Annotated in this window: 20 protein-coding genes; 10 read left to right on the top strand and 10 right to left on the bottom strand. The window is 60.1% G+C overall.

Annotated features, from left to right (window positions below; translation table 11 throughout):
• Positions 1-110: 110 nt before the first annotated feature.
• Positions 111-1,442: a DUF58 domain-containing protein gene (locus ACA064_RS06130; protein WP_497672589.1), complete on the top strand. Its 1,332-nt coding sequence runs from the start codon at positions 111-113 to the stop codon at positions 1,440-1,442.
• Positions 1,443-1,649: 207 nt separating this feature from the next.
• Here the strand turns inward: ACA064_RS06130 and ACA064_RS06125 are convergent, their stop codons facing one another.
• Positions 1,650-2,009 (bottom strand): PilZ domain-containing protein, encoded by a 360-nt coding sequence (locus ACA064_RS06125; RefSeq protein ID WP_497672588.1) that lies wholly within the window; start codon positions 2,007-2,009, stop codon positions 1,650-1,652.
• A gap of 231 nt (positions 2,010-2,240) precedes the next feature.
• The gene (locus ACA064_RS06120; RefSeq protein ID WP_497672587.1) at positions 2,241-2,615 is read right to left on the bottom strand and encodes a tetratricopeptide repeat protein; all 375 of its coding nucleotides are present in this window, start codon (positions 2,613-2,615) and stop codon (positions 2,241-2,243) included.
• A 155-nt stretch (positions 2,616-2,770) separates the two neighbouring features.
• Here ACA064_RS06120 and pyk point away from each other — a divergent pair, with 155 nt between their 5' ends.
• Positions 2,771-4,222 carry a pyruvate kinase gene (gene pyk, locus ACA064_RS06115; RefSeq protein WP_497672586.1) on the top strand — a complete coding sequence of 484 codons (1,452 nt, stop codon included), beginning with the start codon at positions 2,771-2,773 and terminating at the stop codon, positions 4,220-4,222.
• Positions 4,223-4,367: 145 nt separating this feature from the next.
• Positions 4,368-4,634, top strand: a complete 267-nt coding sequence (locus ACA064_RS06110; protein WP_497672585.1) for a hypothetical protein — start codon at positions 4,368-4,370, stop codon at positions 4,632-4,634.
• Between the two features lie 249 nt (positions 4,635-4,883).
• On the opposite strand, the gene ACA064_RS06105 is transcribed toward ACA064_RS06110, so the two are convergent.
• Genes ACA064_RS06105 through ACA064_RS06095 form a run of 3 tightly spaced genes read right to left on the bottom strand, consistent with a single transcriptional unit; the run spans position 4,884 to position 7,697 of the window.
• Positions 4,884-5,633, bottom strand: coding sequence for an enoyl-CoA hydratase-related protein (locus ACA064_RS06105; protein ID WP_497672584.1), 750 nt, complete (start codon positions 5,631-5,633; stop codon positions 4,884-4,886).
• A gap of 29 nt (positions 5,634-5,662) precedes the next feature.
• Positions 5,663-6,598 carry an iron-sulfur-binding ferredoxin reductase gene (locus ACA064_RS06100; RefSeq protein ID WP_497672583.1) on the bottom strand — a complete coding sequence of 312 codons (936 nt, stop codon included), beginning with the start codon at positions 6,596-6,598 and terminating at the stop codon, positions 5,663-5,665.
• Positions 6,591-7,697: a GGDEF domain-containing protein gene (locus tag ACA064_RS06095; RefSeq protein WP_497672582.1), complete on the bottom strand. Its 1,107-nt coding sequence runs from the start codon at positions 7,695-7,697 to the stop codon at positions 6,591-6,593. The genes ACA064_RS06100 and ACA064_RS06095 overlap by 8 nt, the downstream gene beginning before the upstream one ends.
• A gap of 458 nt (positions 7,698-8,155) precedes the next feature.
• Here ACA064_RS06095 and ACA064_RS06090 point away from each other — a divergent pair, with 458 nt between their 5' ends.
• From ACA064_RS06090 to ACA064_RS06065, 6 genes are all read left to right on the top strand, one after another.
• A complete protein-coding gene (locus ACA064_RS06090; protein WP_497672581.1) occupies positions 8,156-9,679 on the top strand; it encodes a fumarate hydratase in 1,524 nt (507 codons plus the stop codon).
• 278 nt (positions 9,680-9,957) lie between these two features.
• The gene (locus tag ACA064_RS06085) at positions 9,958-11,724 is read left to right on the top strand and encodes a sensor histidine kinase (protein WP_497672580.1); all 1,767 of its coding nucleotides are present in this window, start codon (positions 9,958-9,960) and stop codon (positions 11,722-11,724) included.
• The gene (locus ACA064_RS06080) at positions 11,718-13,052 is read left to right on the top strand and encodes a sigma-54-dependent transcriptional regulator (protein ID WP_497672579.1); all 1,335 of its coding nucleotides are present in this window, start codon (positions 11,718-11,720) and stop codon (positions 13,050-13,052) included. The genes ACA064_RS06085 and ACA064_RS06080 overlap by 7 nt, the downstream gene beginning before the upstream one ends.
• Before the next feature lie 267 nt (positions 13,053-13,319).
• The gene (locus ACA064_RS06075) at positions 13,320-14,639 is read left to right on the top strand and encodes an MFS transporter (RefSeq protein ID WP_497672578.1); all 1,320 of its coding nucleotides are present in this window, start codon (positions 13,320-13,322) and stop codon (positions 14,637-14,639) included.
• A gap of 300 nt (positions 14,640-14,939) precedes the next feature.
• Complete coding sequence (locus ACA064_RS06070; protein WP_497672577.1) at positions 14,940-15,185, top strand: hypothetical protein; 246 nt, start codon at positions 14,940-14,942, stop codon at positions 15,183-15,185.
• A gap of 181 nt (positions 15,186-15,366) precedes the next feature.
• Positions 15,367-15,996 carry a flavin reductase family protein gene (locus ACA064_RS06065; protein WP_497672576.1) on the top strand — a complete coding sequence of 210 codons (630 nt, stop codon included), beginning with the start codon at positions 15,367-15,369 and terminating at the stop codon, positions 15,994-15,996.
• Here ACA064_RS06065 and ACA064_RS06060 read toward each other — a convergent pair.
• Both ACA064_RS06060 and ACA064_RS06055 read right to left on the bottom strand, forming a co-directional pair.
• Entirely contained in the window at positions 15,989-16,228 is a 240-nt protein-coding gene (locus ACA064_RS06060; RefSeq protein WP_497672575.1) for a hypothetical protein, read from the bottom strand. The two genes, ACA064_RS06065 and ACA064_RS06060, sit on opposite strands and share 8 nt — an antisense overlap.
• Before the next feature lie 43 nt (positions 16,229-16,271).
• Positions 16,272-16,637 (bottom strand): putative quinol monooxygenase, encoded by a 366-nt coding sequence (locus ACA064_RS06055; RefSeq protein ID WP_497672574.1) that lies wholly within the window; start codon positions 16,635-16,637, stop codon positions 16,272-16,274.
• A gap of 336 nt (positions 16,638-16,973) precedes the next feature.
• Here ACA064_RS06055 and ACA064_RS06050 point away from each other — a divergent pair, with 336 nt between their 5' ends.
• Positions 16,974-17,903 (top strand): AraC family transcriptional regulator, encoded by a 930-nt coding sequence (locus ACA064_RS06050; RefSeq protein ID WP_497672573.1) that lies wholly within the window; start codon positions 16,974-16,976, stop codon positions 17,901-17,903.
• Positions 17,904-17,945: 42 nt separating this feature from the next.
• On the opposite strand, the gene ACA064_RS06045 is transcribed toward ACA064_RS06050, so the two are convergent.
• From ACA064_RS06045 to ACA064_RS06035, 3 genes are read right to left on the bottom strand one after another with little or no spacing between them, the layout of a single operon-like run.
• On the bottom strand, positions 17,946-19,001 hold the full coding sequence (locus tag ACA064_RS06045) for an ABC transporter ATP-binding protein (protein ID WP_497672572.1): 1,056 nt from the start codon (positions 18,999-19,001) through the stop codon (positions 17,946-17,948).
• Between the two features lie 14 nt (positions 19,002-19,015).
• Positions 19,016-19,864: an ABC transporter permease gene (locus ACA064_RS06040; protein WP_497672571.1), complete on the bottom strand. Its 849-nt coding sequence runs from the start codon at positions 19,862-19,864 to the stop codon at positions 19,016-19,018.
• A complete protein-coding gene (locus ACA064_RS06035) occupies positions 19,861-20,769 on the bottom strand; it encodes an ABC transporter permease (protein ID WP_497672570.1) in 909 nt (302 codons plus the stop codon). The genes ACA064_RS06040 and ACA064_RS06035 overlap by 4 nt, the downstream gene beginning before the upstream one ends.
• Positions 20,770-20,822 lie beyond the last annotated feature (53 nt).

The following is a 20,822-nucleotide window of genomic DNA, read 5'->3' as shown; positions in this document are numbered from 1 at the left end:
CGTACACCTGCGATATCACCGTTGCCCACGATCGGCGTAGGAGCTGCCGCAGGCTGCGATCTTTACGGGCCCACACACGGCCTGGAACCTTGCGTGGGAATCCAACACCAATGACCCCCTCCCGCCTGCTGCTGATCTGGCTTTCGGTGCTGTTGAGCATCGGCATTGTGCTGGGCACGCTTCAGGCGCTCGGAGTCGCTGTGGCGCCAAGCCTGCACTCCATCAACTGGGCATTGCTGCTGGCCCTTCTACTACTGGCGATACTCGATGCCATCAGGCTCAAACGCCTGCCCTCGCCCCGACTTCAGCGGCAGATGCCCGGCAGCCTGGCACTGGGTCGCTGGGGTGAAGTACAGCTCGATATCCAGCACGACTATCGGCAACCGTTGAAGATGCAGTTGTTCGACCACGTACCGGACGGTCTGAGCTTCGAGAATCTGCCGCAATCGGTCGAGCTGCAACCGGGCCAGCAGAGCCGGATCGGCTACCGACTGCGCCCGCTCAAGCGCGGTCACTTCAGCTTCGAACGCTGCGAAATCAGCCTGCCCAGCCCGTTGGGCCTGTGGTCCGACCGACGTTATCTGGTCGTGACCGACAGCACCCGCGTCTACCCGGACTTCGCCCGTTTGTACGGTGCGCAGCTACTGGCCGTGGACAACTGGCTCAGCCAACTCGGTGTCCGCCAGCGTCAACGTCGCGGACTGGGCCTGGAATTCCACCAACTGCGCGAATTTCGCGAAGGCGACAGCCTGCGCCAGATCGACTGGAAAGCCACCGCCCGCCAGCGCACCCCAATTGCCCGCGAGTACCAGGACGAACGCGACCAGCAAATCATCTTCCTGCTCGACTGCGGCCGCCGCATGCGCAGCCAGGACGGCGAGCTGGCGCACTTCGACCAGGCGCTCAATGCGTGCCTGCTGCTTAGCTATGTCGCCCTGCGCCAGGGCGACGCCGTAGGCCTGAGCACTTTCGCCAGTGAGCAGCCGCGTTACCTCGCCCCGGTCAAAGGCCAGGGCCAACTCAATGTGCTGCTCAACACCGTCTACGACCTCGACAGCAGCCAACGCCCCGCCGACTACCAGGCCGCCGCCAGCCAGCTGTTGGCCCGTCAGAAACGCCGGGCCTTGGTGGTACTGGTGACCAACCTGCGGGATGAAGATGACGAAGAATTGCTGACCGCCGTCAAACGCATCGGCCGCCAGCACCGGGTACTGGTCGCCAGCTTGCGTGAGGAAGTACTCGACCGCGTGCGACAAGCGCCGGTTCAAACCTTGTCCGAAGCGCTGGCTTACTGCGGCACTGTCGATTACTTGAATGCCCGCGCCGAGCTTCATGAGCGATTGACCGCTCATGGGGTTCCGGTGCTGGATGCGCAGCCCGGTGAACTGGGGGCTGAGCTGGTGACGCGATATCTGAGCTGGAAGAAGGCCGGAGTGCTTTAAAGGGCGCGCCCGATACTGACTGGGTGTTGTTACTGGAGAAGGCGCTGAATCGCGAGCATTCGGTGAGGGTGTAAATAGCTCTTGTAGGAGCGAGCTTGCTCGCGATGGACTCAAGGGCGGCGCGTTTAATCAGAAAACACGCGTTATCGTTAACGTCCATCGCGAGCAAGCTCGCTCCTACAGGGGGACCTCCACCAGCCTTGAGAGCTATGCAGAAGCCGGCAACGGATGAAAGCTGAAGTACTGCTGCAACGCGTTGACCAGTTGCCCATATTCAGCTGGCGCCTTGAGCACGACAAAGCCCGCATCGTAATGATGGGGTGTCGAGTCTTCATGGCACCACAGGCAAGAGGCCGTAAGGTCGATCACTTGCAGACAGGTGTCGCTGGCGGGGATTTTCAGGCGCAGTTCGAAATCGGCGCCGATCATCATCGGCAACTGGCTGATGAGCATCAACCCGTCTTCGGAAACGTTGCCCAGAAAGCCAATGGGCTTGTCGGTGAGACTGTTGAATACCCTTAAAAAATACGGCAGTTGATGCCGCTCGATCCGGCGGTCCGTGAACATGCTGGATATCACTATAGAAGGTCATTAAGCATGACCGCACTAGTGCTTCGGAACGGGCCTGCCTGGCAGGCTCACTCTCCCCGGTTGCGGTGCGACAGTGGCTGTCCTGGCCTTGTCGACTACTGCTACCGGTCCCGGGTGATGCTGTCGTTCAGATAGAACGTCTCAAACGGTCTATCCAAATGTTAGCTGAATGCTCGGCGACGGCCAGTGATCAGACGACAAATGTCATCAGAAAGTGGTCGGACGGACCTGCACGGAGCTGCGGGTCGGGTAATAACCCAACGACCGCAGGGTTTCCAGCCGCGCGCGGGCGCGGAAGGCATATTCGCTGTACGGATACTGGGTGAGGATGAACTGGTAGGTCTGCGCTGCATCGATAAACAGTTTCTGACGCTCCAGGCATAGCCCGCGCATCATCGACACCTCCGGTTGGATATATCGCCGGGAGCGGCTCTCGCGCTCGACCTTGGACAGCTCGAGCATCACCTGCTCGCAATTGCCCCGGTCATAAGCGTGGTAGGCGTTGTTCAAATGATGGTCCATCGACCAACGGGTACAGCCGACGGCGCTGAGGACCAGCACAGCAATGAGCACAAATCGCATGGGGTTCTCCTGTCTTGTGCACTGTATCGACCGGCCGTCGAGAATCTTCAAGAATGTTCGTTCAAGAAACAAACGAATAAGTAGTGCACATGAACAATGACTACAACTTCGGACCATAGTAGCCTCTGGTTGCGCTTCAACTCAGGAGTCTCTGCATGTCCGTCCGTCGCACTAAAATCGTCGCTACCCTTGGCCCTGCCAGCAACTCGCCGGAAGTTCTCGAACAGCTGATTCTGGCTGGCCTGGACGTCGCCCGGCTGAATTTCTCCCACGGTACCCCCGACGAGCATAAAGCTCGCGCCAAGCTGGTGCGCTCCATTGCCGCCAAGCACGGCCGCTTCGTCGCGCTGTTGGGTGACCTGCAGGGCCCGAAAATCCGTATCGCCAAATTCGCCAACAAGCGTATCGAGCTGAAAGTCGGTGATACCTTCACCTTCTCCACCAGCCATCCGTTGACCGAAGGCACCCAGGAAGTCGTCGGTATCGACTACCCGGACCTGGTCAAGGATTGCGGCGTCGGCGACGAACTGCTGCTCGATGACGGCCGCGTAGTGATGCGCGTCGACACCGCGACCGGTGATGCGCTGCATTGCACCGTGCTGATCGGTGGCCCGCTGTCGGACCACAAAGGCATCAACCGCCGCGGTGGTGGCCTGACCGCTCCAGCCCTGACCGAGAAAGACAAGGCTGACATCAAGCTCGCCGCGGAAATGGAAGTCGATTACCTCGCCGTGTCCTTCCCGCGCGACGCTGCCGACATGGAATACGCCCGCCAACTGCGCGACGAAGCCGGCGGTACTGCCTGGCTGGTGGCGAAGATCGAGCGCGCCGAAGCCGTGGCCGACGACGAAACCCTCGACGGTCTGATCAAGGCCAGCGATGCGGTCATGGTTGCCCGTGGTGACCTCGGTGTGGAAATCGGCGACGCCGAGCTGGTGGGCATTCAGAAGAAAATCATTCTGCACGCACGCCGCCACAACAAAGCGGTAATCGTCGCGACCCAGATGATGGAGTCGATGATCCAGAACCCGATGCCGACCCGCGCCGAAGTGTCGGACGTAGCCAACGCCGTGCTCGACTACACCGACGCAGTGATGCTCTCGGCCGAAAGTGCCGCCGGCGCCTACCCGCTCGAAGCGGTCCAGGCCATGGCACGGATTTGCATCGGCGCTGAAAAGCATCCGACCAGCAAAACCTCCGGCCATCGCATCGGCCAGGTCTTCGAAAGCTGCGACCAGAGCATCGCCCTGGCGGCCATGTACACGGCCAACCACTTCCCGGGCGTGAAAGCGATCATCTCCCTGACCGAAAGTGGCTACACGCCGCTGATCATGTCGCGGATCCGCTCCTCCATCCCGATCTACGCGTTCTCCCCGCACCGCGAAACCCAGGCCCGCGCGGCCATGTTCCGCGGCGTCTACACCGTACCGTTCGACCCGGCATCGCTGCCGCCTGAGCAAGTCAGCCAGGCCGCGATCGACGAGTTGCTCAAACTCGGCGTGGTCGAGAAAGGCGACTGGGTGATCCTGACCAAGGGCGACAGCTACCACACCATCGGCGGCACCAACGGCATGAAGATTCTGCATGTCGGCGACCCGGTAGTCTGAGTCACTCGCCAATGAAAAGGCCCCGCAGTTCACGCTGCGGGGCCTTTTTCATTAATGGGATTCATATACCAGATAGCAGCCATCCAATGGAGGAACCGACAGCACCTTTAATAAGGGATTCCCCCTCACCATTGAACGTCCGTTTATGAGCTTGCAATTGAACTCAGGAGACATGGATTCAGGACAATCAATCATCGTGGCAGGTGAGCTCAATACGCGCGGACTAAGCTTGGTCGGCCGTATCAAGGAAGACGGGACACTGGACCTGACTTTCGGTACAGGTGGTTTGTCAGACACCTCAGAACCAGGAACACCTAATTACACAACAAGCGCAGCCGTCCAGATGGATAACCAAATCGTTATCGCAGGGCGAAAAGACAGCAAACCGTCAGTGAGCCGTTATCAAGCCTGAGGACGTCGATCGAAGCGTTGCTCTCGGCGTGGTCGAAGAACACGATGCGCGGTACGTTTCAAAAACCTGCGCTGAGGCCGCCAATGTCTTCACGGGCAAACCCCTTGCCTCTGTAGGAGCGAGCTTGCTCGCGATGGACTCAAGGACGGCGCGTGTATTCAGAAAGCACGCGTTATCGTTAACGCCCATCGCGAGCAAGCTCACTCCTACAGGCATTGGGGCAAGCCCACACAGTTGTGGGAGACAGATTCAAGCCTTGTTGATAAACCCCGACAACGCCGCAATCGCTTCCGGCGAGTGCAGCCGTTGGATGAACAATGCACCCTCCTGCGCAATGACCTTGCGCAGTTGTTCACGGTCCGGGGCTTTCATCAGTTGTTTACTGATCTGCACGGCGCCCGGTGCCAGTTGTTCGAAGCGCAAGGCCATCTCGCGAGCCTTGGCCAATGCGGCGGCGCCGTTGGGCAAGGCAGCAGTGGCGATGCCCCAGGCTGCAGCCTGTTCACCATTGAATCCTTCACCGAGCAGCAACAGTTCGGCGGCTTTGGCCTGACCCAGCAAGCGCGGCAGGATCAGGCTCGAACCAAACTCCGGGCACAGGCCGAGGTTGACGAACGGCATGCGTAACTTCGCCTGCGCACTGATGTAAACCAGATCGCAATGCAGCAGCAACGTAGTGCCAATCCCCACGGCGGGCCCGGCCACTGCGGCAATCACCGGTTTACGGCATTCGAGCAGGCTGCGCATGAAACGGAACACCGGGCTCTCGAGGCTGCTCGGCGGCTGCTCGAGGAAGTCGGCGATGTCATTGCCGGCGGTGAAGCATTGGTTGCTGCCGGTGATCAACACGGCGTTGATTTGCGGATCGCTATCGGCTTGTTCCAGGGCCTCGGCCAATTGGCTGTACATGGCACGGGTCAAGGCGTTTTTCTTGTCCGGGCGATTGAAGCGCAAGGTCAACAGCCCGCGTTCACGCTCCAATAGTATGGCGTCAGTCATGGTGAGTCTCAGGAAGGGGAAATCAGCGCTCAACCATGGGGCAGAAATACATCGGCCAGCAGTTGATTGCGCGGCAGCCCCGCCAGGTACAAGCGCCGGGCAAAGGCGTCGACGCTGTCGGGACCGCCGCAGAGTAAGGCCAGGGTTTGCCGGGAAACAAGCCGCAGTTGTGCCAAGGCCGCAGGCAATTCGGCCGCTGTCAGCAGCTCGATCTGAAGATTGGCATAGTTCGCCGCCAGCGCGGCCAGGGGTTTGGCCAGATAATGCTCATCCGCGTCATGGGCCAGGTGAATGATCCGGATGGCGCCCTGATGATCCTGGCGCAATGCTTCGCGCAACACACCGAACAGCGGCCCCAGGCCAGTACCGGCCGCCAGCAGCCAGAGCGGTCGAGCCTGCCAGTCCGGGTCGTAATACAAGGCGCCACCACGCAGTTCGCCGAGGCGAATCGGGTCACCGATCTTGAACTGACGGGCTGTGTCGCTGAACTCGCCGGATTGACGACAATCGAGGTGAAACTCGAGAAAGCGGTCCTCCTCCGGCAAGCTGGCCAGCGAATACGGCCGCGCCACGTTGCCCGCCCACAACACCAGATGTTGCCCGGCCTGATAACGCAAGGGGCGTTCAGGCTGCAAACGCAGGCGCAGAACACACGGGCTCAACCAGTCGGCGCCCACCACTTTTGCCGGCAAACCGTCGCGCAACGGATCGAAGATTTCGACCTGCAAGTCCTCGATCACCTGGCACTGACAGGCCAGTCGCCAGCCGCGTTGACGCTGGTCTACCGTCAGCGCATCAGGTTTTCGATCACTTGGCTCGCCCTGCAGACAATGCACCAGGCACGCGTGGCAACTGCCGGCGCGACAGCTGTATGGAACCGCGACACCGGCCTGGTTCAAGGCGTCTAGCAGGTTGCTTCCCGCTGCCACCGACCACTGTCGCTCACCGACCCGTAATTCAGGCATCGACGTTTTCCCAAGCGGCCGCGCAACGGTTGCGCCCGTCACGCTTGGCCCGATACAGCGCCTGATCCGCGCGCTGCAAGGCGTCATCCAGATCATCGCCCAGCACCAGCAAGGTCATCCCGGCTGACAGGCTCAAGCCCGGCACGCTCAAGCCGACCAATTCGACATCGGTGAAGGCGATACGCAGACGCTCGCAGCAGGAGGTCAGGCGCTCGGCATCACAATCGGGTAACAACACGACAAACTCCTCACCGCCGTAACGGGCCAGGACATCGCCATCGCGCAGACAGGCACTGGCGACGGCGGCAAAGGCCTGCAACACCTGATCGCCCGCGGCATGCCCATGGATGTCATTGATCCGTTTGAAATGATCCAGATCGATCAGCGCCAGGCCGTGGATGACATCGGCGTCCATGGTGTGCAATTCGCGGGTGGCCAGGCGCAGAAAATGCCGACGGTTGAACAACCCGGTGAGTTCGTCGGTGGCGACCAGGTCTTCGAGCTGGCGCATCATCCCGCGCAGAGTGTCCTGGTGGGCCTGCAAGGCGAAGCGCCGTTGGCGCATGCGCTGGCGTGACGCCTGGACGTAGCTGGCATAAAGGCAGAGCCACACCAGCACGATAAACAGCACACAGACTTGCAACGCCGCCAGTGTCGGGTCAGCCAGTTCGAAGCGGTAACCTTCCCAGAGATTGATCCCGGCGAAACTGAAAAACACCAGCGCCGCACAGCGCACGAATGCCCGTCGCGGCAAATGAAACAGGCCGAACAACAGGATCAGCACATAGAACACCAGGAACGCGCCGCGGGCCATGTCGAGTTGAGAGATGAACCAGGTTTGCCAGGCCAGGCCCAGTACTACTTGCACTTCGGTCAGGCTAGGGTCGGTGAAGCGCAGATTGCGCTCGCTGAGAAACACGCCAAGCACGGCAACCTGGCTGAGTACCACCAGCACCGTGGCAATCACTGCGCTGCTCATTGGCGCGCTGTAGTGTCCGCCGAGAATGGCCAGCCACAGCAGCAGCAACGCCAGCCCATAGGTGCCCGCCGCCAGGGTGAAGCGCTTGAGCAACAGACTTTGTATGGCTGTATGGGTCAATCTTTGACTCACCGTGCGAAAGGAGGCTGAACGGGTTTCCTACCCTACGGGCCATGTACCACTTTAGTGGTGTGCCTGAGAAATGACTATTGAATTTTTGGATGGCCGGGTCTGACGTATTGCTGGCGTCGAATGGACTGACGCCAAGATCAAAAGATCGCAGCCTGCGGCAGCTCCTACGGGGGATCGGCGAACCGACGGATAAACGCGGTCGGCGTAGGAGCTGGCGAAGCCTGCGATCTTTTGTCAGATACCCCGGGATCTGCTTCTGGTGGTGATATGCGACCTTCGTTTATCCACCAGCGGGTGTGCCCAAGCCTTTGGCGAGTTATACTGCCGCGCCTTTTTAGCGTCGCGCCAGCATGCCCGGCGTGCCTTAAAAGGTGTTTTCAGTGACCAGATCCACCCGACTGAAGACACCTTATTAAATGTTCCCGTCTTATAGAGGAGCGCGACTCATGACCGTGATCAAGCAAGACGACCTGATTCAGAGCGTTGCTGACGCCCTGCAATTCATTTCCTACTACCATCCCGTGGATTTCATCCAGGCCATGCACGAGGCTTACCTGCGTGAAGAGTCTCCGGCTGCCCGCGATTCCATCGCGCAAATCCTGATCAACTCGCGCATGTGTGCCACCGGCCACCGCCCGATCTGCCAGGACACCGGCATCGTCACCGTATTCGTCCGCGTGGGCATGGATGTGCGCTGGGATGGCGCGACCATGGGCCTGGACGACATGATCAACGAAGGCGTGCGTCGCGCCTACAACCTGCCGGAAAACATCCTGCGTGCTTCGATCCTTGCCGACCCGGCAGGCGCTCGCAAGAACACCAAGGACAACACCCCGGCAGTGATCCACTACTCCATCGTTCCGGGTAACACCGTTGAAGTGGACGTAGCGGCCAAGGGCGGCGGCTCCGAGAACAAGTCGAAGATGGCCATGCTCAACCCGTCCGACTCGATCGTCGACTGGGTGCTCAAGACTGTCCCGACCATGGGTGCCGGCTGGTGCCCACCGGGCATGCTCGGCATCGGTATCGGCGGCACCGCCGAGAAAGCCGCAGTGATGGCCAAGGAAGTGTTGATGGAATCCATCGACATCCACGAGCTGAAGAAACGCGGCCCGTCCAACCGTATCGAAGAGATGCGCCTGGAGCTGTTCGAGAAGGTCAATCAGCTGGGCATCGGCGCTCAGGGCCTGGGTGGCCTGACCACCGTGCTCGACGTGAAGATCATGGATTACCCGACCCACGCCGCGTCCCTGCCGGTGTGCATGATCCCGAACTGCGCCGCTACTCGTCACGCACACTTCGTGCTCGACGGTTCCGGCCCGGCGACCCTGGAAGCACCGCCGCTGGACGCCTACCCGGAAATCGTCTGGGAAGCCGGCCCGTCGGCGCGTCGGGTCAACCTCGACACCCTGACCCCGGAAGATGTGCAGAGCTGGAAGCCGGGCGAAACCGTCCTGCTCAACGGCAAGATGCTCACCGGTCGCGATGCGGCGCACAAGCGCATGGTCGAAATGCTGAACAAGGGTGAAACCTTGCCGGTAGACCTCAAGGGCCGCTTCATCTACTACGTCGGCCCGGTCGATCCGGTCCGCGAAGAAGTGGTTGGCCCAGCCGGCCCGACCACCGCAACGCGGATGGACAAGTTCACCCGGCAGATCCTCGAGCAGACCGGCCTGTTGGGCATGATCGGCAAATCCGAGCGCGGCCCGACCGCCATCGAAGCGATCAAGGACCACAAAGCCGTGTACCTGATGGCTGTTGGCGGCGCTGCCTATCTGGTAGCCCAGGCGATCAAGAAATCCCGCGTAGTGGCCTTCGCCGAACTGGGCATGGAAGCGATCTACGAGTTCGAGGTCAAAGACATGCCGGTGACCGTTGCGGTGGACAGCAAGGGTGAGTCGGTACACATCACCGGTCCTGCCATCTGGCAGAAAAAGATCAGTGACAGCCTGGCGGTAGAAGTGCAATAAGCGCTTAAACCTCCAGATACAAAAAACGGTCGGCCTGTTGTCATCAACAGCCCGACCGTTTTTTATTGTCGATCACCTTAACGACGCAACTGCGTAGCAGCTGACGAGCTCCGCGAGGCTGCGTCCGGCCGCGAAGCGGTCGTAAATCATACGCTGCGGTGCATCAGATAAACCGCATCTGTCGGACTGCGGCTGCTGCGCAGCCGAACGCAGCCTTGCAGGGCTCGTCAGCTGCTACGTGTTATGGTGCCCATCCTTATCACACCCGTTAATCCAGTATGTTCGTGACCGTTCGCTCCCTGCGCCTGACCCTCTACATCCTGCTGATTCTCGCGGGTACAGTGCTGGCTGCCGGCCTGGCCATGCGTCACTCCGAGCGCCAGGCACTGGTGGACGAGGCCGCCCTCGCCAATGAGCAACTGGCGCTGTATGCCAATTCCCTGCATACCCTGATTGAACGTTATCGCGCCTTGCCCTCCGTGCTGGCGCTGGATCCGGAGTTGAGCAGCGCATTGAAGGGGCCGGTGAGCGGCGAGCAGCAAGACGCGCTGAACCGTAAACTGGAGAAAATCAACGGCGCCGCCCAGTCGTCCACCCTGGAACTGCTGGATCGCACCGGCCTGGCCGTGGCTGCCAGCAACTGGCGCTTGCCGAGCAGCTATGTCGGTCACAATTACGGCTTCCGCCCGTATTTCAGCCAGACCCGCAGCCAGGGCACTGGGCGTTTTTACGCCGTCGGGGTGACCAGTGGAATTCCCGGATACTTTCTGTCCAGCGCGGTGACCAGCGAAAGTGGCGAGTTCCTCGGCGCCATGGTGGTGAAACTGGAGTTCCCCGAACTTGAGCGCGAATGGCGTCAGGGCAGCGACACCCTGCTGGTCAGCGACGCCCGCGGTATCGTATTTATCGCCAACCAGCCCGGCTGGCGCTATCGCAGTTTGCAGCCGTTGTCGGAAAATGATCGGGCCGAGATCAAAGCCACTCGCCAGTACGACAAGCAACCGCTGACCCCGATTGAACACCGTGCCATCCGGCACTTCGACGAGAACAGTTCCCTGGCCCGGGTCGAGGGTCCACAGGGCCCTGCGGAGTATTTGTGGGAGTCGCTGCCGTTGACCGCCGAAGGCTGGACCCTGCACTTGCTGCGGCGCCCTCAGGCCGCCCTCGAAGACAGCCGTAACGCGGGGCTGGCGGCGGCCGGGTTGTGGCTGACGTTGGTGTTCCTGCTGCTGTTTCTCAACCAGCGCTGGCGCCTGGCCAAAATGCGCCAGCGCAGTCGCGAAGAGCTCGAACAACTGGTGGAAGAACGCACCCGCGACTTGCGTACCGCCCAGGACGGTCTGGTGCAGTCGGCAAAACTCGCCGCCCTGGGGCAGATGTCCGCGGCGCTGGCCCATGAAATCAACCAGCCACTGACCGCGCAGCGCATGCAGTTGGCCACGCTGCGCCTGCTGCTGGATCATGGCCGGGTCGACGACGCCTATAAAGCCATCACCCCGCTGGATGACATGCTGACGCGCATGGCCGCACTGACCGGTCACCTCAAGACGTTCGCGCGCAAAAGCCCCAGCGGTTTGCGCGAGCGCCTGGATCTGGCAGCGGTGGTCGATCAATCCTTGCACCTGCTCGACGCGCGCATGCGCGATGAACACGTCAGCAGCGTGCTGCACCTGACCCGCCCGGCATGGGTGCGCGGCGATGCAATTCGCCTGGAGCAGGTGTTGATCAATCTGCTGCGTAACGCACTGGATGCAATGCGTGACAAACCGCTCAAGCGCCTGGAAATCCGCATCGAGGCTGATCAACAGCTGTGGCGCTTGACCGTCGCCGACAGCGGTGGCGGTATTTCTGAAGAGCATCTGGCGAATGTATTCGACCCGTTTTTCACCACCAAACCGGTGGGCGACGGCCTCGGTCTGGGGCTGGCGGTGTCGTATGCCATCGTCCACGAACACGGCGGGCGCCTGAGTGCCTGCAATCACCCGGGCGGGGCGATCTTCACCCTGACCCTGCCTATCGCTGCGCAGGAGCAAAGCCCATGTTGAACTCGGTGATTGTGGTCGACGATGAAGCCAGTATCCGCAGCGCCGTGGAGCAATGGCTGAGCCTCTCGGGCTTTGTGGTGCAGTTGTTCAGCCGCGCCGAAGAGTGCCTGGCGCAACTGCCGAGGGATTTCCCCGGAGTCATTCTCAGCGACGTACGTATGCCCGGCATGGGTGGGCTGGAGTTGCTGAGCAAAGTCCAGGCGCTGGACGCCGACCTGCCACTGATCCTGCTCACCGGCCATGGCGATGTGCCGATGGCGGTCGAGGCGATGCGCGACGGTGCCTACGACTTTCTGGAAAAACCCTTCAGCCCCGAGACCCTGCTCAGTAGCCTGCGCCGGGCGCTGGATAAACGTCGATTGGTGCTGGAAAACCGTGCGCTGCACGAACAGGCCGACAATCGGGCCAAGCTCGACGCAAGCCTGCTGGGGGTTTCCCGTGGCCTGCAAACCTTGCGCCGACAGGTGCTCGACCTCGCAGCCTTGCCGGTCAATGTGCTGATCCGCGGCGAAACCGGTAGCGGCAAGGAGCTGGTCGCCCGCTGTCTGCACGATTTCGGCCCGCGCGCCGACAAGCCGTTTGTGGCGCTGAACTGCGCGGCGATCCCCGAGCAACTGTTCGAAGCCGAGCTGTTCGGCCATGAAAGCGGCGCCTTCACCGGCGCCCAGGGCAAGCGTATCGGCAAGCTCGAATACGCCGATGGCGGCACGCTGTTTCTCGATGAAATCGAAAGCATGCCGCTGGCCCAGCAGGTCAAACTGCTGCGGGTGTTGCAGGAGCAGAAACTTGAGCGGCTGGGTTCGAACCAGAGTATCCGGGTCGACTTGCGGATCATTGCCGCGACCAAACCCGACCTGCTCGATGAAGCCCGCGCCGGACGTTTTCGCGAAGACCTGGCCTATCGACTGAACGTCGCTGAATTGCGCCTGCCGCCGTTACGCGAACGCCGCGAAGATATTCCGCTGTTGTTCGAACACTTCGCCCACAACGCCGCTGAACGACTGGGGCGCAGTTTCCCGCCCTTGAGCGGCCCGCAATTGAGCCGCCTGCTCAGCCACGACTGGCCGGGCAACGTCCGTGAACTGGCCAACGTCGCCGAGCGTCAGGTGCTTGGGCTTGGTGAGCCGGAACCTGAAGGCGCCGAACCCGGTCAGTCCCTCGCTGCACAGCAGGAGGCCTTTGAAGCCCATTGCCTCAGAGCGGCGCTGACCCGGCACAAGGGCGATATCAAGGCGGTGCTTGCCGAGCTGCAACTGCCGCGGCGGACCTTCAACGAAAAGATGCAGCGCCATGGGTTGGCGCGGGAGATGTTTTTGAAGGAGGAGTGATTCTTCTGACCTTCATTTTAGGTTGCCTGTTCTGACCCCATCGCGAGCAAGCTCGCGATTGGCCCGAACAGGCAACGACCTTCACGGATCCGTATCCGATAGGCGGATTTCCGCTCACGCCCACCCCACCAACAAGCGGATTTCCGCTCAAAAAATCACCACAACCCCTCTAAATCAAGCATCTCAATTCTGGCACAGGTCCTGCTATAGACCTGTCAGGTTGCGTTTCGACGCGCTCCACAAAAACAATGAGATGAAGGATCCTATATGGATAACTCCAATACCCTGCCTCTTGGGTCGGCGGCTGCGCCGGCGAAAGTACGAACCACTTCCAGCCGTATCAAATCGATTTTCAGCGGCTCTGTCGGCAACATGGTCGAGTGGTATGACTGGTACGTCTACGCCGCTTTCTCGCTGTACTTTGCCAAAGCCTTCTTCCCCAAGGGCGACACCACCGCACAACTACTGAACACTGCCGCGATCTTCGCCGTGGGCTTTTTGATGCGTCCGATCGGTGGCTGGCTGATGGGTCTGTACGCCGACCGCGTCGGCCGTAAAGCCGCGTTGATGGCCTCGGTGTATCTGATGTGCTTCGGCTCACTGCTGATCGCCCTGAGCCCGGGTTATGAAACCATCGGTATCGGCGCGCCGATCCTGCTGGTGTTCGCTCGCTTGCTGCAGGGCCTGTCGGTCGGCGGCGAGTACGGCACCTCGGCGACTTACCTCAGCGAAATGGCGACCAGGGAACGTCGCGGCTTCTTCTCCAGTTTCCAGTACGTGACGCTGATCTCCGGCCAGCTCATCGCCCTGGCGGTACTGATCGTGCTGCAACAGACCCTGACCACCGAACAGCTGTACGCCTGGGGCTGGCGCATCCCGTTCGCCATCGGCGCGCTGTGTGCCGTGGTCGCGCTCTACCTGCGTCGTGGCATGGAAGAAACCGAGTCGTTCACCAAGAAAGTGAAGGCAAAAGAAAGCGCAATGCGCACCTTGATGCGCCATCCGAAGGAACTGATGACCGTGGTCGGCCTGACCATGGGTGGCACCCTGGCGTTCTACACCTACACCACTTACATGCAGAAGTACCTGGTGAACACCGTCGGCATGAGCATTTCCGACTCCACCACCATCTCGGCGGCTACGCTGTTCCTGTTCATGTGTCTGCAACCCTTGGTGGGCGGGCTTTCGGATAAAGTCGGGCGGCGCCCGATCCTGATTGCCTTCGGTATTCTCGGCACCTTGTTCACCGTGCCGATCCTCACCACCCTGCACACCGTCCAGACCTGGTGGGGCGCGTTCTTCCTGATCATGGCCGCGCTGATCATCGTCAGCGGCTACACCTCGATCAACGCAGTGGTCAAAGCTGAACTGTTCCCGACCGAAATCCGCGCCCTGGGTGTCGGCCTGCCGTACGCACTGACCGTATCGATTTTCGGCGGTACCGCTGAATACATCGCGCTGTGGTTCAAGAGCATCGGCATGGAAACCGGTTACTACTGGTACGTCACCGCCTGCATCGCGGTTTCGCTGCTGGTCTACATCACCATGAAAGACACCCGCAAACACTCGCGGATCGAAACTGACTAACGCTATAACGCAACAAAAACAAGGGGCAGACCTGCAAGGGTTTGCCCCTTTTTTCATGGGTGTTGGAAAGCAGTCCCATCGATTAATGCTCGGTTAATTCCCACCGCGCATCCTCAGCATCAATCGAATTCAAGCAACGATTTACCTGGCCAGTGCAAACCGGCCAAGTAAAGCGTCCGCAGCTAACATCTATTAATTCGATAATTATTAGCGCTTATTTGCGATTTTCAATCAATTTAACAAGCGTAACATTCAATCCATACCCAACGAATACCACGCAAACAAACCGGAGTAACCGCCATGAAAACCAAATTGATCATCGCCCTGACCCTCTCCGTCCTGGCTGCCAACACCTTCGCCGCCGACGGTTATGACCGCACCATCGCTGCCGATGGCTTCGACCGCACAGGCTCTGCCACACTTGCTGCTGATGGCTTCGATCGCACAGGCTCTGCCACTGTTGCTGCTGATGGCTTCGACCGCACCGGCTCCGCCACACTCGCTGCTGACGGCTTCGACCGCACCGGTTCCGCTTCCATCAGCTAACCCATGAATGCGCGCTTACAGCCCGGCCTCGGCCGGGCTTAGTTGTTCCCACGCATGTCCGTGCGCACATTAAAAAAGCAGTGCATCAGCTCCACATGTTCCCCTCTTGACTGGAATTAACCCCCAACGCCCTGCACTATGACCGCCTCCCCTTCCACCCCGCTTCAGGAATTCGCGCGCCATGTCCGACGATATCCATTACTACGAACCTGCCCAGGGCCACGGCCTGCCCCATGACCCGTTCAATGCCATCGTCGGTCCGCGTCCTATCGGCTGGATTTCCTCGCAGGATGCCGAAGGTCGGTTGAACCTGGCGCCTTACAGCTTCTTCAACGCGTTCAACTACATTCCGCCGATCATTGGTTTTTCCAGCGTCGGGCGCAAAGACAGCCTGAATAACATCGAGCAGACCGGCGAGTTCGCCTGGAACCTGGCGACCCGCCCGTTGGCCGAGCGGATGAATCAGAGCTGCGCCATGGTTGCGCCTGAGGTGAACGAGTTCGAACTGGCCGGGCTGACGCCGGCGGCCTCGAAAGTGATCAACGTGCCCCGAGTGGCGGAAAGTCCGGTGTCCTTTGAATGCAAGGTTACGCAGATCATTCAGCTGCAACGCGCAGACAAGGAGTTGGTGCCAAGCTGGCTGATTCTCGGCGAAGTGGTCGCCGTGCATATCGCCAAGTGGCTACTCAAGGATGGGGTCTACGATACCGCCGCGGCAGAGCCGATTCTGCGCGGCGGCGGGCCGGCGGATTATTTCCAGTTGGGGCCTGAGGCCTTGTTCAAGATGTTCCGCCCGGGGGCCGTCAAATAGTTTCCCAGGACAATTCGCCGTCTTCAATCACGTCGATCAGTTGCTCGAGTCGTTGCGCAGCCGCCTGATCGGCGTCATGGGCGGTCTTGAATGTCTGACCATCGAGCACTTTATGAAAACGCGGGGCACCTGAACCGCCCAGAGCCTTGACGGCAATGGCGGCGCTGTAACCCCCTTCTCCCGGTACAACAGCGGAAACTGCTTCGAACTGCGAAAACTCTTTACGTGCCATGTCGCGGATCCTGGCCAATTTGAAAGTCGGCCATTCTAAACCTTCAACCGGCCAGCTGCTGCATCACAAGTCTGTTGTGTTGCGCGCATTCGCCGTGGACCTCAACCGCCGAGACATCACTGAAGGTGTGAAAATCCAGGCTTTTGATCACCAGTTCCTGCACCAGCTCAGCAAAGATATCCATGGTTGGGGTGCTGAAGTACTCGGTCATCGCCTGCTGGTTGACCCAGTAACCCGAGACCAGCCACAACTCCGGGTCGCACAGTGAATGTTGCAGGGTGAAGTGCAGGCAACCGGGTGCCCGACGGGTCGGCTCGATCAGACTGCTCAATCGCGCGCCCAACTCCATCGAGCGTCCGCCGCTGGCCCGAACGAAGGCCATATGACTGACGGGAATTTGCATGGACATATTCGACTCTCCCAAGATGACTCGATCAGCAGCCAATAAACCAGCTGCGACAGGATCCAAGATTAAGCGCCGGGTGCACTGGCCGTTAGTCAATTCCTGCCGGCTTGTTGCACATTCCTGCGTCAGCGTTCCCGTTGCATAGATCGGCGCAGGAGCCACGACGTGAAGATGACAGTCGTGTTTCAAGCAACTTTTTCAACGCCGAACTCTTTGTATCTACATTGTTCTTTGACTCCAGGCAGAATCAGGCAAGTTTTATGCAGCAATTGCCTACCACCCGGTCTTGCACAAACTTAAGCTGTGCCCATCCGAAAAGCCGCGCAGAGGATGCAGCCCATGTCATCACTCGATCACACACAAGCTCCACTGGACGCTGACATGGAAAAGCAGCGCGCAGAGCTCTGCACCATCATCGGTCGTAACACCGCCGAGGATGGCAACTACGCGACGGCCATCGACTCGTTGTTTCTGTCACGGCACGGCTGCTGCCACGACTTTGCTCCGGTTCTCGCACAGCCGGCGTTGTGCATCCTCGCCCAAGGGCGCAAGGAAGTTCGTCTGGCTAACGAGTACTTCAACTATGATCCGCTCAATTATCTGGTGGTTTCGGTTTCTATGCCGCTGAGCGGACGGGTGGTGGATGTTTCACCAGAACATCCGATCCTGGCGCTGCGCCTGGATATCGACCCGACAGAGATCACCGCGCTGATTGCCGATGCCGGCCCCTTGGGCGTGCCCAGCCGGCCCACCGGGCGCGGTCTCTATGTAGAGCGGCTCGACCAGCCGATGCTCGATGCGGTGCTGCGTTTGGCCCGTCTGCTCGAAAACCCGAAAGACATCGCCATGCTCGCCCCGCTGATTCGTCGAGAAATTCTTTACCGGTTGTTACGAAGCCATCAGGGCCATCGGCTGTATGAAATCGCCATCGCCAATAGCCAGAGCCACCGGATAAGCCAGGCGATCAAATGGCTCAACGGCAACTTCGAGCAGCCGTTGCGCATAGATAATCTGGCGAAAGAAGTGAACCTCAGCGTGTCGACCCTGCATCACCGGTTCAAGGCGATGACCGCCATGAGCCCGCTGCAATACCAGAAGCAACTGCGCCTCCAAGAGGCGCGCCGCTTGATGCTGGCTGAAGGGCTGGATGCGTCGGCGGCGGGCTACCGGGTGGGCTATGAAAGCCCGTCGCAATTCAGCCGTGAATACAGCCGGTTGTTTGGTGCACCGCCGTTGCGGGATCTGGCGCGGTTGCGGCTGACTGTCTAGCTGGGTTTTGCAGGGGCTGTGCCGGCCTCATCGCACACCCAACTACGCCCCCAACACCCGGCACGCCTCGGCCGGAATGGTCACCGACACCGGATTACCGATATTCAAGCCGAAGCCCTGATTCGGTGTGCTCAATGCGGTAAACGAAACCCCGGAACACTCGACCGTGGTTTCGATGGTCGCGCCGATATCCCGGACGAAGGTCACCTTGCCCAACAGGCGATTGCCCGCCGTCGCCTGGGGTTGCGAAAGCTGCAGGTCCTCGGGGCGCACCAGCATTTTGATCTTCTCGCCGACCACAATGCTGCTGCAAATCGGCACATTAATCGCGTCGCCGCCCGGCAAACTGATTTGACCATTGCCCAGCGCGGTGGCCGGGAAAATATTCCCCGAGCCGATAAAGTCGGCGACGAACTCATTGGCTGGATGCCGATAGATCTCGATCGGCGTTCCCACCTGTTGCACCCGATGCTCACCCAACACCACCACGATATCGGCCATGGTCATGGCTTCGCGTTGGTCATGGGTAACCAGGATGGTGGTGATGTTCAGGCGTTGCTGCAGTTGGCGGATTTCCACCTGCATCGATTCACGCAGTTTGGCATCCAGTGCCGACAACGGCTCATCGAGCAGGAGGATTTTTGGATGCGAGGCAATCGCCCGGGCAATCGCCACGCGCTGACGCTGGCCACCGGAGAGTTTCGACACCGGCCGGTCAACCATTTGCTGTAACTGGATCAGTTGCAGCAATTCGGTGACCCGCGCCTTTTGATCGGCCTTGCTGACCCCGCGCAGTTTCAGCGGATAGGCAATGTTCTCGCCTACAGTCATGTGCGGAAACAACGCCAGGGACTGGAAGACCATGCCAAAGTTGCGCTCGTGCGCCGGAGTATGGCCAATGTCCTCACCGTCCAGCCGGATCTCACCGCCAGACAGAGTTTCCAGCCCGGCGATCATCCGCAGCAAGGTGGTTTTGCCGCAGCCCGAAGGGCCGAGGAAACACACCAGTTTGCCCTCGGGCAAATGCAGGTTGACGTCCTTTACCGCGCACGCCGAGCCGTAATATTTCTCGACGTTTTCCAGAATCAGTCCAGTCATGTTGCACCTCAAAATCAAAAGGAAACGCCACCTTCGCCAACCAGCTTCTCCAGCGCCCAGATGAGGACGAAGTCGATCAGCACGATCAGCACGGCAAACGAGAAGACGGTCGGGTCGAGCGACGACACGGTGCGGCTGTACATCCAGATCGGCACGGTCATCACATCGATGGTGTAGAGGAAATAGGTCACGGTGAATTCATTGAACGAGACGATAAAGGCCAGCAGCATCCCGGCGAGAATCCCCGACTTCATCAACGGCACCACCACATCGACAATCGCCCGCAGCGGTGAAGCACCGAGCATTTGCGCGGCCTCCTCGACTTCGCTGCCGATGGACAACATCGCCGCCGTGCAGTTTTTCACCACGAAGGGTAGCGCGAGGATCACGTGGGCGATCACCAGCCGCGAGGTGTTCATCTGGAACGGCAGGCTGTCGAACACCAGCAGCAACGCCAGCCCCAATACCACCATCGGGAACACCAAGGGCAAAGACATAAGCTGCAGCGCGACGGCCTTGCCACGGAACTCGCAACGGGTCAGTGCATAGGCTGCCGGCACTGCGATCACGGTCGCGAAAACCATGGTCAGGCACGCCACCATCAGGCTGGTGGTCATGGCTTTGCCCAGGCTCAGCACATCGCTGCTGTCCGGCGAAACAAAGGTATTCCAGGCGGCCTTGTACCATTGCAGGCTGTAGCTGCTGGGCGGGAAGTCAAGGTTCGACGCGCCGCTGAAGGACATGACGATCATGGTCAAGATCGGCAACACCGCCAGCAGCAGAATGAAGCCTGAAAGGATCCCGGCAAACCGCCCGGTTTCGCCAGGCAGCAGCGACTGGCGCTTCTTGATTAGCGTGCTCATTGCGAAGCCTCCAGCATGCGCCGACGACGGCCCGTGATGTATTCGGAGAAGGTCATGATGACCAGCGTGGTGACGATCAACACCACCCCTGCGGCTGACGCAGCCGGCCAGTTCATCAGCGGAGCGATCTGGTCATGGACCATCACCGCGAGCATCGGCACGCGCCGACCGCCAAGTAACAAAGGCACCACGAAGCTGCTGGCGTTGTAGGCAAACACCAGGGTCGCGCCGGTGATGATTCCCGGAAAGCTCATGGGCAAGACTACCTGGCGGAACACCTGCAAGCGGCTGGCTCCAAGAGTTGCGGCAGCCTCTTCGTACGTGCGGGCGACGCCGCGCATGGCGCTGGCAATCGGCAACACCGCCAACGGGAACGCGGTCTGCACCAGCCCCATCAACACGCCGTTCTGGTTGTACAACATCATGATTGGCCGCTTGATCAGGCCCAAGCCCATCAACGCCTGGTTGAGCATCCCGCCGGGGCCGAGGATCACCAGCCAGCCGTAGCTCTGCAGCAGCAGGTTGACCAGCAACGGCAAGAGCACCGCGGCGAGAAATATCCGCCGTATAAAGGGCGAGGTCAGGCGCGACATGGTGTAAGCCACCGGGATCGCCAGCACCACCGCGATCACCGCGCTGATCAAGGCCAGGCGCAAGGTCAGCAGCAATGACTTCAGGTAATAGGGTTCCAGCAATTGGGCGTAACTGGCCAGGCTGAACCCGGTCCACTCCGCGCCCTTGGTGCCTACGCTCATGCGCAGTACCAGCAAGCTGGCGACAATCAGCACACCGAGAAACAGCATCGACGGCGACAGGAAAAACCAGGCGCGGGTCGTTGGCGACATACCACGGCGTGGGCGCTGTGCAGCGGCGCCAACGGGATGGGTCAGGGGTTGGTGTTCCATAGCAATGGTCTCGTCAATGGAAGATCAGAAATATCCGCGCGCCCAGCCCCGTA

The sequence above is a fragment of the Pseudomonas sp. LBUM1658 genome, assembly GCF_059716055.1.
This window is presented reverse-complemented; position numbering and strand designations above follow the sequence as displayed.

What these genes read in the sequence shown, in the direction of transcription:
- ACA064_RS06130 (WP_497672589.1), top strand. Translation starts at nt 111, where the DNA reads ATGACCCCCTCCCGCCTGCTGCTGATCTGGCTTTCGGTGCTGTTGAGC.
- ACA064_RS06125 (WP_497672588.1), bottom strand. Translation starts at nt 2,009, where the DNA reads ATGTTCACGGACCGCCGGATCGAGCGGCATCAACTGCCGTATTTTTTA.
- ACA064_RS06120 (WP_497672587.1), bottom strand. Translation starts at nt 2,615, where the DNA reads ATGCGATTTGTGCTCATTGCTGTGCTGGTCCTCAGCGCCGTCGGCTGT.
- pyk (WP_497672586.1), top strand. Translation starts at nt 2,771, where the DNA reads ATGTCCGTCCGTCGCACTAAAATCGTCGCTACCCTTGGCCCTGCCAGC.
- ACA064_RS06110 (WP_497672585.1), top strand. Translation starts at nt 4,368, where the DNA reads ATGAGCTTGCAATTGAACTCAGGAGACATGGATTCAGGACAATCAATC.
- ACA064_RS06105 (WP_497672584.1), bottom strand. Translation starts at nt 5,633, where the DNA reads ATGACTGACGCCATACTATTGGAGCGTGAACGCGGGCTGTTGACCTTG.
- ACA064_RS06100 (WP_497672583.1), bottom strand. Translation starts at nt 6,598, where the DNA reads ATGCCTGAATTACGGGTCGGTGAGCGACAGTGGTCGGTGGCAGCGGGA.
- ACA064_RS06090 (WP_497672581.1), top strand. Translation starts at nt 8,156, where the DNA reads ATGACCGTGATCAAGCAAGACGACCTGATTCAGAGCGTTGCTGACGCC.
- ACA064_RS06085 (WP_497672580.1), top strand. Translation starts at nt 9,958, where the DNA reads ATGTTCGTGACCGTTCGCTCCCTGCGCCTGACCCTCTACATCCTGCTG.
- ACA064_RS06080 (WP_497672579.1), top strand. Translation starts at nt 11,718, where the DNA reads ATGTTGAACTCGGTGATTGTGGTCGACGATGAAGCCAGTATCCGCAGC.
- ACA064_RS06075 (WP_497672578.1), top strand. Translation starts at nt 13,320, where the DNA reads ATGGATAACTCCAATACCCTGCCTCTTGGGTCGGCGGCTGCGCCGGCG.
- ACA064_RS06070 (WP_497672577.1), top strand. Translation starts at nt 14,940, where the DNA reads ATGAAAACCAAATTGATCATCGCCCTGACCCTCTCCGTCCTGGCTGCC.
- ACA064_RS06065 (WP_497672576.1), top strand. Translation starts at nt 15,367, where the DNA reads ATGTCCGACGATATCCATTACTACGAACCTGCCCAGGGCCACGGCCTG.
- ACA064_RS06060 (WP_497672575.1), bottom strand. Translation starts at nt 16,228, where the DNA reads ATGGCACGTAAAGAGTTTTCGCAGTTCGAAGCAGTTTCCGCTGTTGTA.
- ACA064_RS06055 (WP_497672574.1), bottom strand. Translation starts at nt 16,637, where the DNA reads ATGTCCATGCAAATTCCCGTCAGTCATATGGCCTTCGTTCGGGCCAGC.
- ACA064_RS06050 (WP_497672573.1), top strand. Translation starts at nt 16,974, where the DNA reads ATGTCATCACTCGATCACACACAAGCTCCACTGGACGCTGACATGGAA.
- ACA064_RS06045 (WP_497672572.1), bottom strand. Translation starts at nt 19,001, where the DNA reads ATGACTGGACTGATTCTGGAAAACGTCGAGAAATATTACGGCTCGGCG.
- ACA064_RS06040 (WP_497672571.1), bottom strand. Translation starts at nt 19,864, where the DNA reads ATGAGCACGCTAATCAAGAAGCGCCAGTCGCTGCTGCCTGGCGAAACC.
- ACA064_RS06035 (WP_497672570.1), bottom strand. Translation starts at nt 20,769, where the DNA reads ATGGAACACCAACCCCTGACCCATCCCGTTGGCGCCGCTGCACAGCGC.